Genomic DNA, 12,154 nt, shown 5'->3' on the forward strand with positions numbered 1-12,154 from the left:
TTTGTCTCTTTCTTCTTTAAAATGAAGCCTACAAGATTCCTCGCTCCCAAAATTTGCTGTAAAACTGAATAAATTCATCGTTTTTTTTATCAAATATAACGCTTTTTTATTAATTATGGGTAATTACGGACAATCAAAATATTATTTAATAAAAATGATTAAATTATTGATTTTTAAGAACGTTGATGTTATCAAAATAACTAAGTTTTCATATCAAAAATAAATACGTGTTGGATATCATTTATACTTTACTACAAAAAAACCTTTTCTGTATTACCGCCCAAACGACTTTTTTCAGCTGTAAATCCCATAATATGACTTTCAACAGAAGCATCTATAGATGAAGACAGTAAATCTACGTTTTGCTTTGATACTGCCTGAACCCAATCTGACACTAAATTCCAATCGCCACCGCCATGAGAATCACTGGATAGCTCCCATTCTATTTTTTCCCCCGTTAAAAAATTAGTATGTACAAGTTGAGACATGTCTCCAACTATATCTCCATGACTTCCCATTATACGTGTACGTCTCCCTTCGTAGGAAGTAAAAGCTTCCATACTGAATGCTACTGTAACTCCATTTGAAAATTGAAGATTAGTGGTGTAATGATCTGGTTGATCATTATCCATTTGATAAACACAACGTCCATAATTAGTTGTTTTTAGATAGTCGAGAATAGCATCTCCTTGTTTATTCGAATCTTCGGGAAGATCAAAAACATAAGTTCGTTGTCTGTTTCGATAGTAAATTTTTAAGGCACTATAAGGGCATTCTTTTTCTATGGCACATCCATCCATGCAACGAAGTGTTGCTCCTGTCGGCATATTTTCTTTTCTAAACCATTTTAAATCGCCAAAAGCTGATATTTTTTCACAAGATTTTCCGACCATCCATCGTAAGATGTCAAGGTCATGACAGGATTTGGCAAGAATTATTGGTGTTGTTGCTTTGCTATTGTGCCAATTTCCACGAACATAGCTATGCGACATATGTATATGCTCGATAGGCTCAAAATGCTGAATGCTAATAAGTTCACCTATACTTCCATTATGAATGAGCTCTCGCAATTTAATGAAATATGGAGAATACCTCAACACATGACAAACTGCTACTACTCGTTTTGTTTTTTTTGCCATTTCCAAAATATCTCTACATTCTTTTTCAGTAGGTGCTATTGGCTTTTCTAACAATATATCGTATCCCATAGCAAGAGCCTTCATACAAGGCCCAAAATGCAAATTATCGGGAGTAGTAATTATGATGGCATCTGCAAATTTGGCTCTTTCAAAAACATGTTCCCAAGTTACAAAACTATTTTCCACAGGAATATTGTGTTTTTGGCAATACCGCTTATTCCTAACTTCAATTGGCTCAGCAACACCAACAATGTTTAAATGATCAGCGTATTTAACAGCATAAGCGCCATATACATTTCCGCGATTACCAGCTCCAAGAGTAATTGCCGTAACTGGTTTATCCGGTGCTGGATATTTTACAGAATTTGGTAAATGCAAACGAAGGTTTGTTGCAGCTAATCCGTGCAAAGGCACAGTTAATAGTCCTCCAGTAGCAAACCCTAAGGTTTTAAGGAGATTTCTTCTAGAAAGTTCTTTTTTCATTTCAAAAAAACTATTAATTAATTGATTCTATTCTTTTTAATTTTGCCATAAAACAAAAATATAAAATTAATAACTTGTTTGCCCATGTTTAACCAGAATAAAATAAAAAAGCCTTTACATTTCTGTAAAGGTTTTATCAAAAGTAGCTCCCCCTAGAAATTGAAGTGACGAAAAATCATCGTTAAAAATTAATTGCACCCAACGCGTTCTAATAAATACATTGTTGATATTTTTTTAACTCAAAAAATTAATATTTATAAAATAAATGGTATTAGAGATAAAATTGTATGTTCAATTAAACAATTAAATCCCTAAATTTATCTCTTTAAAAAATAAGCTATGTCAATATTCCAGAGTTCAGTTGTTACAAAACACCTAAAAACTCAGAACAAAGAGAAAATTGCAATACAGTGGAATCTTTTCAAAAATCATTTTCTAACTCCAAAAGTTCAAGAAGATATAAGAAATTTAAAAGAAGAACAATATCAAGGTGAATTTTTAGAGGATTTTTTTGTTAAAATTCTAGGTTACACAAAACCAGCCTCCTCTTCTGAAACAAAATTTAATCTTACTACAGAATACAAAAACATAAAGGATAGTAAAAAAGCTGATGGTGCTATTATTATAGAAGATATAGTTAAAGCTGTTATAGAATTAAAAGGAACAAATACAACTGATTTAGGAAAAATAGAAGTTCAGGCTTTCGGTTATAAAAATAATCAGCCAGAATGTACTTATGTAATTACTTCAAATTTTGAAAAACTTAGATTTTATATAGACAATGCTATTGAGCATATAGAATTCAACTTATTTACACTTACTGAGAAGGATTTTGAGCTACTATATCTTTGCTTGGCTTATGAGAATATTAAAAGTGATATTCCTCAAAAACTCAAAAAAGAATCTGTAAGTCAAGAGGACGCTATCACTAAAAAATTGTACAATGATTACTCTTTGTTCAAAAGAGAACTGCACCAAAGTTTGGTATTATTAAATCCACAGTTTGACCCTCTAACATTATTCCAGAAATCACAAAAGTTATTAGATAGGTTTCTATTTTTATTTTTTGCTGAAGACAGGCAATTACTGCCTCCAAACTCAGTAAGGCTAATTCTTGACCAATGGCAAAAACTGAAAGAATTGGATGCCTATACGCCACTTTTTGACAGATTTAAAAAATACTTTGGCTACTTAAATACTGGTTTTAAAGGAAAACAATATGATGTATATGCCTATAATGGAGGTTTATTTTTACCCGATGAAGTTTTAGACACCATCACAATTGATGATGATTTGTTATACAAACATACTTTAAAACTTTCTGAGTATGATTTTATAAGTGAAGTTGATGTAAATATTTTAGGGCATATTTTTGAAAATTCTTTGAATGAATTGGATGAAATAAAAGCACAACTTGAAGGACAGGCAGTTGACAAATCTAAAACTAAAAGAAAAAAGGATGGGGTATTTTACACTCCTAAATACATTACCAAATATATAGTTGAAAATACTGTTGGAAAGCTGTGTGAAGAAAAACGCCCCATAGCCCCCAAAGGGGGAGTATCTCCAAAATTGCCTAAAAAGGAAAAACAAAAATATTTTGAAGAATTAAAAGATTACCGCAATTGGCTACTGCAATTAACTATTTGTGACCCAGCTTGTGGCTCAGGAGCATTTTTAAACCAGGCATTAGATTTCCTTATCTCAGAACACAGATATATTGATGAACTACAAGCCAAGTTATTTGGTGATGCAATGGTATTAAGCGATGTTGAAAAAAGCATTTTAGAAAACAACTTATTTGGGGTGGATTTAAATGAAGAAAGCGTTGAAATTGCCAAACTCTCCTTATGGTTGCGCACCGCACAGCCAAACCGTAAATTAAACGATTTAAACAACAATATTAAATGTGGAAACAGTTTAATAGATGACCCTGAAATTGCCGGCGATAAAGCCTTTAATTGGCAAGAAGAATTCCCTCAAATTTTTAAAGAAAAAAATAAAAAAGCATTTCATATCACCACTGCGGTACACGACAGCAGAACTTCACAGCGCATGATAGACTATAAAGTTCGTGAAAAAAGAGATTTAGGCACTAACCCATATCCAAACATAAGTTACTTTACTGATGAAGATGAGCTTGTAATAACACAAACCATTGCCAATATTGTAAAAGACGATAACCTAAACGTTTTGGCGTATAATATTTGTGCAGACCATATTCATTTATTGTTGGTGTGTGAAGAGGAAAAAATAACAAAAATCGTTCAAAAGATAAAATCTATAACCTCTAAAAATTGTACCCAAACTAGGGAGTCTATTCTTTTATCAACAAGGGAGCATGCTCCCTTGCCAAATACTGAATACTGAAATGCATGCTCCCTTGCCAAACACTAAAAATCAAACTCCTTTATGGACACAAAAATTTGGTTGCAAAGAAATATCTACTGAAGAGTATTTGTTTACAGCTATAGATTATATAAAACACAACCGAAGCAAGCACAACTTACCGCAACACAGCAAGGAAATAAAACTTCTTGTCGAGAGTATTGTTTGCGATTATAAACACGCTTTTAGGAAAGAATATAATGGTGGTTTTGATGTGGTGATTGGGAATCCGCCTTATGTACAATATAATAATAATTTCTATAGTCATTTTAAAACAAACAAATGTGGTGATTTATATGCTTTATTCTTTGAGAGAGGAATAAAAATAAATAATACAAATGGGATGTTTGGTTTCATTACTCCAAGTTTATTCATAAAAGGTATGAGATATGAAAGTTTAAGAGAATTGCTACTAAACAATACTGAGATAATAGAAATTTATGATTTAGGGGATAAAGTATTCCAAGATGTTCAAATGCCAACTGCTATTTCAATTTTGAAAAATTGTACAATAAAAAAACAGAATTGGGACAAATTTATTACTGGGAATGATTTAATAAGTAAATTGGATAACAATAGTATTAAACTATCTGAAATCTCAAAAATAATGAGAGGTTTAGAAATTGGGAAAGATAAAGTTAATATTGGTAATAATGATATTGAATTTTTAACAGGTGAAGACATTTTTAGATATGGAATAAAATCTATTAGCTCTATTCCTAATTCAATTTATGAAGAATTTAAAAAAGATAATTATTTTTTTACAGAAAATAGAATTTTAATTAGAGAAACAGGAAATAGGTTAACATCTACTTACATTGAAAAAGAAAATTTTCAACAAAATAGAAGTTTATATTCAATAAAACTTAATGATGAAAATATTTTTAATTATTTATACATTATTTCAATTTTAAACTCTAATGTAATACAGTTTTATTACCAGACTAAATTTGCTGCAAATACTGATGTTTTTCCTAAAATTAGAATAGGACAGGTTAAAGAGTTACCAATAAAAAAAATATCTTTTGAAAAGCAAATATCATTTACTAATAAAGCAAACCAATTAATAATATTATTAAAAGATATTGAACTTTTATCTCAAAAATTCCAAAGAGCTTTAGAAAGAGAATTCTTCGACAAGGGGTTAAAACCCCTTGCCAACTCTCCTGCAAACCCATTACCTAAAAAATTACAAGATTGGTATTTGCTTTCTTTTGCAGAGTTTATAAAAGAATTAGAAAAGAAAAAAGTAAAACTTTCCTTATCTCAAAAAGCGGAATGGGAAGATTACTTTTTACAAGAAAGCAAAAAAGCCTTAGAGCTAAAAACCAATATAGATAAAACAGATAAAGAAATTGATGCAATGGTTTATGAGTTGTATGGGTTAACTGAGGAGGAAATTAAGATTGTGGAAAATAGTTAGATATGTTTTTAGACCTTATAAATCTTTATAAAAACAACAACAATGGAAATAAAACTCCATTAGAAGATTTTAATACTGAATATTTTGCAAATATTCTTAGGTTATATAAAAATGTAAATGATGATTATATAACAAATTTTCTTCAATTACCTGATGACAATTATGTTATTAAAACTCAATTAAAAAAAGACTTACCTGATAAGATAAAATACAAATAACTATTTGTAACTTTGCACAAGTGCACTGCTATTCATTTAGATGCTTTAGTTTCTGCACTTAAAAAGAATAAAATATAAAACCTAGACTTGCTCTAGGTTTTTTTTATCGATTATGATTTGGAAAAAATTAATAATCAATTGATTTTAACTACTCTTCGATTTGAAAAAAATTAAGACATCTATTTAAATAAAAATCATTGATTATTAACTTGTCAATTGTTAAAATTATATTCGCTAATTCATCTCGTATTTCTTGTCTAGTTAATCCAACGAGTTCAAAAGCAATCTCTTCATTAATTTTTTCTTTTATTTTGAGCATTTTAATAAACTCTTTTTTCTTTTTCATATTTAGTTGAGTCAGAAAGTGAGAAGTGCTATTTAGTTTATAAACTTCAAATTCAACATACGCCGGAATTCTTGCATATCTATGAGCGTAATAGCTACCTCCACCAGCTTTAATAGACATGAAGTCATTTAATAGTATTAGAAGATTATTTAACGTATTACTTTCATTTTGATACACGCTAGACTTATTTCTATTTTTTAAGTAGTAAGCATACAGCCTGTAATAATAATCTTGACCAGCTAGACTACTAAAGTTTTCTTTAAAATATTCATTCTTTTGACTTGAACCATTATCATTTCTTGATTTTGAATAAGCAATATCAGGATGCAAAATTTGGAATTGTGAAGTAATTTCAGGAAATTCTTTTTCAATAAAGTGCAAATCTGTTCTGTAAAACCAAACAGTATCTAAATTATTTATTACCAATATTATATCATCTGAATCTATAGAATCATTTTTAGAAAACGATTCTTTTTCTGATAGGTTTTTCAAAATTATTTCTGAATCCTTGTCTTTTACAGTTCTATCTTGGCAACTCAATCCAACAATTAAAACTAGTAGGTATATTAATTTTTGCATTCTTTTTATTAACTAATTCTACAATTCAATATTTTTGAGCAATTATTTTTTAATTAGCGATTTTTAGATTGTTTATTACTTCTTTCAAATCAACAACTTCCGAGGCTGGAATATTTATTGATTCGGTATTAGTCCACGTTCTGTCAGTATAATAATAAGTCAAATGTATTCCATAAAAAGGTTCATTAATAATTTTTACATTTTTCAAGCCTGAAAGTGGAAAATCCCAGTTGTGAAAAAAACCATTGATATAGGCAAACTTTTTACCAATTAAAATTTGTCCATCCGCATTACTGTTTTTTGATTTATAATAATTTGGCATTCCAAATGCAAAAGCAGCAATAAAACCTATGAGAATCAACATAACCATAAACATAGCTGCTTTTCCTTCGTCTATAACAAGAATGAAAATTCCAAATATTACTACAATCAAAACAGTTGTTATCCAAAATATCCCTTTGTTTTTTGCCTTTTCACTTTCATAGAGATGATTGACATATGCTATTTTTTCATCAGAACTTAGAATCCAAGATGCCACTATTTTTTCTCCAGTTAATAAAGATTGTAATTTTTTGGCTCTGCTGTTAAAAATAAAAGCAACAATTAAGGCAGCTAAAAAAATAAAAAATCCAATAAAGGCTATTCCCCATAATCCTGTTATCGGATTATTGTCAAAAAAAGGCAACACGGCAATGAAAAAAGCAACTACAGCAACCATCAAAGATTTATAAACGGTACTTTTTTGAGTATTTTTGACGTTAATTTTCTGATTGATTTTATCTAAATTCAATGATAATTTATCACTACTTTCATTTGATTCTATATCTTGAATTTGTGAAATTTTCATCCCACAAGATTTGCAATAATTTTCTTTAAGAGTAAAGGGTTGACCACAATTTGAACAAAATTTTGTTTCCATCTTTATTTATTTTTTATTTCCTTTAAATAAAAGGACAAAGTCTGTTATAAATATTCCTATTAAAAGCAATGTGTTTATTCCAAGATACAAGATTCCTTCTGGTAGCACTAAAACCAAATAAGCTATTTGTAATACTAAAATAATCTTAACCAACCAGTTGTATGGTTTGGGCTTTGATTTTCTTAAAAACACAAACAATAAAACAATAACTGAAAATAATAAAGCGCCTAAAATTGTATCTATTCCATAACCATTATATACTAATAAGACACTGATAATCAAATAAATCCAAGTCCAAATAGTTATTCCTCCTGCTTTTAATATACTATCGGTCTGTTTTGTTTCTGTTTTTTTTGTGGGTTTAAAAACCTCCGATATGCTTTGAGTTTTTTCTGAAACATTTGTTGGTTTTTTTGTGAAGGAACTTAATGCTTCTTTAACCTTGCTTTCAGCAAAATTTCGTCCTTCATTTTTTAAAGACATCACTGTATTTTTGTACATCTTTTCTTTATACCCTGTAAGATATTTATTCGCAGTTTTAAGAACAATTTTAGTTCCGCAAGAAGGACAAAATTTAGCTTCCACAGGAATATTTGTACCACAATTTGAGCAATAGGACATTTTTAATTATAATTTATAAATTATATAAAATTCATCATATTATTACCAACCAAAAATTACCTGTCTAGGATCATTTGAGTCGTGTTTTTTTAAATCTTTGAAACTATCTGCCATATCTTTAGCAACATCTCCTATGTTTTTATAGTCCAAATCTTTTAGTTTTTTGTTGAGCATTTCAATGTGTTCAGGTGTCGCATTTGCATCTACATGAGCTTTTTCTACAATGTCCATGGCTTTTTTTAATTTATCAGGAATTTCAGGGACATCCAAACCTTGAACGCCATAACCATCCCTAACTTTTTTTAAAGTATCAACTCCTTTTTTGGCTTGTGCATAAGCTTCTGGCTCCATTCCCGGTTCTAACGCATGATTCACTTTGTTTTTATACATATTTCCCAATTCCTCTGAATCTATCAATCGACCTTTGCCTTCTTTTACTTGTAGAATATTGGGCTTATTTCTATTAATTTCACCTGTATCAGGATTGTATGTATTATCCGCATAATCTTTACTAGCTTCAGAATCGAAACGATCAGTCCCTCTCTGTTGATGGCTTTCTGCCCATTCTTGAGATGAAACCCCTTCTGGTTTTCCGGTAGTTTCTCCAAAAATTTCATACGATTTTTGTTTCCAATTTGGACTTTGAACTTCTATCCAAACATCTCCATTTTTGGTTTTCACTTTTCGTAAAACCCTATAATCTCTATCCGTATTAAGATTTGTTTTACCGTCTGTTCCCGGCGTTCTGAAATCGTCAATTTTTATATCATTTGGTTCAATTTTATAGGTCTCAGAAATATACTTTTTCAGTTCTGCATCGTGTTGTTTATAAATTTTATTTCTAGACTTTTCAAAAACTTGTTTCATCCATTCCGTTCCATGATTTTTGATGGTTCTAACAGCTGCAGGATCGCGCATAAACTCCAATAATTTTTTAGGATCTATAATATCTTCGCCATTCACTGTTTTTACACTTTTAACTAAAGCATCTAAAACTTCATCAGGTGATGTGAATTTGAGATTATATTTTAATGCGTCATTCTGTAATTTAGCAGTAAGCTTTCGCATAATTAATTCATCACGTAATTGAGCCGCAGTTATTTTAGCAGCTTCAACAACAGATTTTGTTTGATACAAATTGTATAAAAATTCACAACTAATAAAAATAGTCCAAGCTAAAATTTTATTCTTTTTAACAACCAACTCAATGTTTTCAATGCTTATCAAACGTCCTTTCGCAACATTCATTAAAAAAGGAATGATTTTTTCATATTGCCTGTCAACAAAAACATCCCAACCTTTATCATTATCATAAATATAGAAATTCAACGCTTCTATCATACCTCCTTTTACCATACTGGCTCCTACAGCGCCAACCCCTTTCAAATAATACGCCGCTAAAGCATTGAAAGCCAAATCACCAGCCCATTCTGTCCACTCAAGTGTTACAGTTATTCGGTTTGCCCAAACTTCCATACTTTTATATCCTTCTGCACCTTCCGCTAAAATTAAATCTTGAGCAATTTTCCAAATTCTGTTTCGCAATTCGGTCAAACCTTCGGCACCTAAAACAAGTTTACGTGCTTCTAATATATCATTCAGTTTATTTCGAGGTTCGCCAACGGGAACATAATTATTGATAATGTGTTTACATTGTTCATACGCTTCTACCCATTCAGGAAATTCTTTTCCTATGCCATAGGTTCTGACTCTAACTTTTAAAATTTGTTCAAAAACTTCTGGATTGTCATCAATTCCAAAGGGCGCTTTTACTAAATAATTTAAGGTATGAATCTCTCCAAATCCTGGAATATCTTCCTGTGTTTTAAAATTCCAACGCCCATAAGGAATATTGGTCACTAATTTATCGAACGATAATGTTGGATTTAAAACACTTGCCAAATTGATGAGCTCTTGTTCCTCATTTTGCAATTCAAATGTTAGGTATTCTAACCCATTTTCATCTACCACTATTTGATTGGAGTTCTTATCATATTTATAAAGCGCAAAATCTAAATTGGATTCAAAAGGTTTGTCTGCCGTAAACATCAATTCATTGGTTCCTTCCACTCCTTTTTTAATAAATAGTCCCACTTGTGAAACGGAAACACTTATTCTTCTTTCCAATGGTTTTTCTTCGCCTTGTGCTGCTGAAATAATCAAAGTCTTATTCAAAAATGTTTCATTGCCACTAGGTTTTAAAATTGGGCCTGTAAGTGTAATGGTCACTTCCGTTTCCGATTTTCTGCTGATGCTAATTTCAGTCAATGGCTCATCGGGGTCAATACCTTTACGATATTCACCACTGAAATTCCAGTCTTCATCTCCATCGGTATTTTCTATATAAGCATCAAATGTAATTTCGCTAATTTCCTCAGTTACAGGAAACGAACATTCGGTAATTTCAACTTCCAATTTGCAATCTAATAACGTAATAACCAAATCGTTTTGTAAAGGTTCTTCACCTTCAGCAACTTCATCCATAAAAATGCTTAATGTTACCGTATTTGGTGGATTTGAAACTGCGGCATTTGGATTTGGGTTTGTGCAACCAATATTAACACCCATTTTATCACCATCCAAAACAGTTTCCGACACATCTACCCAATCACTTTTAGGATCGAATTTTATTTTTTTAGTTAAATCAGGGATGTTTTTTCCATTTTCATCTACAACTTGTGCATAACAAGCAATCGTTTGAAAAGTGTCTGGACGTAAAGAACGTTTGTTATCAGGCGCCGTTTCAACTACGATTTGCATTTCTCCAAAAGGACGAATATTTACAGCTCTTTGAAATTCATGACCTTCAGCGTTTGCAGTAACGATAATATTGAAATTGGGTTCTTTGGGTTGTTGTTGCAATAGCAATTGAGCTTCTAAATTATTTACTCCAGTTGTTGGGGTAATTTTTAGCGCCTTTTCAGGATTCTGAATTTGAATGTCGGCATTGCATTGCTTTTCCCCTTTGGAAGTAACTTTCCATACTCGAGCTTCAAGCGTTTCAGGTTCATTTAGTTTTAGTTGGAAGTTGTTTTTATTTAGTTGTAAAATGTAATTGGCTTCTTCTTCATTTTCCTCTTTTTTCTCTTTTTGATTTTTTTCTTTTTTGGAAGTTGATTTAGAGTTAGCGGCAGCACTCACACCTTTTTTTAATATTTTCCTCAAAATAGCAGCAACTACAGCGGCAATAGAACCACCAATGACAAGCTCCCAAGGAATGTCGTCTTCATTTTCATCGATTGGCACAATTCCATCAATATCAGTTCCTGCAATAGTTGAGTTTTCAGCACTTGAACCCATTGGTGGTGCAAAACCAAATGCTTCATTATCAGAATTTTTAATACTATTATACCTATCATTGTATGCTTCAGAAATTGATTGAGGCCGATACTTTCCCATATACCCATAAACAAATCCAAATTTTCCTGTCTGCTGATTCTGCCTCAACGAATAACCCCAAATTGTTGTACGATATTGAGAAATCGTACCTGCAAATATTCTGGCTGATGAAATAGTCCAAGGTTCTCTTTTTCCTGCCAAAAGTTTATTGTGAGATTTAATTACTTGCGATAATTCAACTCTTTTACTGTCAACTTGTACACCATTTACGCTAATGTCTTGAGTTAATTCATCCTGTAAATTTCTGACTGCTTCAGCTATTTCACCATCGCTTGGTAAACGAGTCCATTCCATCATTTGGTCTGGTTTTACATTAACATTCATAGGATTACTTTGTGAATAGCCAACAATAGAAAATAAAAAAAGAATACAATAAAATTGAAACAATCTCATAATAAAGCTATTAAAATTTTTAATCAGCATTTTAGGCAATCTCTATAAAAAAGCAACATTCTAAAATAATGATATAATAGCTTAAATATAAAATTAAATTTTGATTATAAGTAATAAGAATAAAATAATGTCGTATTTTATTGCGTATATATAATAATTTTCGTATATTTATCTCATTATGAGATATATAACACTTAAAAATGAAGAGATTGAGGTATTGGAATACCTTCATCGGAATAGCCCTAA

8 protein-coding genes are annotated in these 12,154 nt (G+C 30.8%); 3 read left to right on the forward strand and 5 right to left on the reverse strand.

The genetic code is table 11. The features are described 5' to 3' along the window. Positions 1 to 251 precede the first annotated feature (251 nt). Positions 252 to 1,622: a Gfo/Idh/MocA family protein gene (locus Q8S45_RS10245; protein WP_305604374.1), complete on the reverse strand. Its 1,371-nt coding sequence runs from the start codon at positions 1,620 to 1,622 to the stop codon at positions 252 to 254. Positions 1,623 to 1,961: 339 nt separating this feature from the next. Between Q8S45_RS10245 and Q8S45_RS10250 the strand changes: the two genes are divergently transcribed. Genes Q8S45_RS10250 through Q8S45_RS10265 form a run of 3 tightly spaced genes read left to right on the forward strand, consistent with a single transcriptional unit; the run spans position 1,962 to position 5,651 of the window. Beyond that, the gene (locus Q8S45_RS10250) at positions 1,962 to 3,992 is read left to right on the forward strand and encodes an Eco57I restriction-modification methylase domain-containing protein (protein ID WP_371133014.1); all 2,031 of its coding nucleotides are present in this window, start codon (positions 1,962 to 1,964) and stop codon (positions 3,990 to 3,992) included. After that, entirely contained in the window at positions 3,964 to 5,433 is a 1,470-nt protein-coding gene (locus tag Q8S45_RS10260; protein ID WP_305604376.1) for an Eco57I restriction-modification methylase domain-containing protein, read from the forward strand. Before Q8S45_RS10250 ends, Q8S45_RS10260 begins: the two co-directional genes overlap by 29 nt. Positions 5,434 to 5,435: 2 nt before the next feature. Then, positions 5,436 to 5,651: a hypothetical protein gene (locus Q8S45_RS10265; protein ID WP_305604378.1), complete on the forward strand. Its 216-nt coding sequence runs from the start codon at positions 5,436 to 5,438 to the stop codon at positions 5,649 to 5,651. A gap of 148 nt (positions 5,652 to 5,799) precedes the next feature. Here Q8S45_RS10265 and Q8S45_RS10270 read toward each other — a convergent pair whose 3' ends face one another. From Q8S45_RS10270 to Q8S45_RS10285, 4 genes are read right to left on the reverse strand one after another with little or no spacing between them, the layout of a single operon-like run. Beyond that, positions 5,800 to 6,576 carry a hypothetical protein gene (locus Q8S45_RS10270; protein ID WP_305604380.1) on the reverse strand — a complete coding sequence of 259 codons (777 nt, stop codon included), beginning with the start codon at positions 6,574 to 6,576 and terminating at the stop codon, positions 5,800 to 5,802. Between the two features lie 49 nt (positions 6,577 to 6,625). Continuing rightward, positions 6,626 to 7,495, reverse strand: coding sequence for a hypothetical protein (locus Q8S45_RS10275; RefSeq protein ID WP_305604382.1), 870 nt, complete (start codon positions 7,493 to 7,495; stop codon positions 6,626 to 6,628). A gap of 6 nt (positions 7,496 to 7,501) precedes the next feature. Then, positions 7,502 to 8,116 (reverse strand): zinc ribbon domain-containing protein, encoded by a 615-nt coding sequence (locus Q8S45_RS10280; protein WP_305604384.1) that lies wholly within the window; start codon positions 8,114 to 8,116, stop codon positions 7,502 to 7,504. Between the two features lie 42 nt (positions 8,117 to 8,158). Then, complete coding sequence (locus Q8S45_RS10285; protein WP_305604386.1) at positions 8,159 to 11,908, reverse strand: hypothetical protein; 3,750 nt, start codon at positions 11,906 to 11,908, stop codon at positions 8,159 to 8,161. Between the last annotated feature and the right edge of the window lie 246 nt (positions 11,909 to 12,154).

Origin of the sequence: Lutibacter sp., assembly GCF_030692605.1 — a bacterium.
Lineage (GTDB): Bacteria > Bacteroidota > Bacteroidia > Flavobacteriales > Flavobacteriaceae > Lutibacter.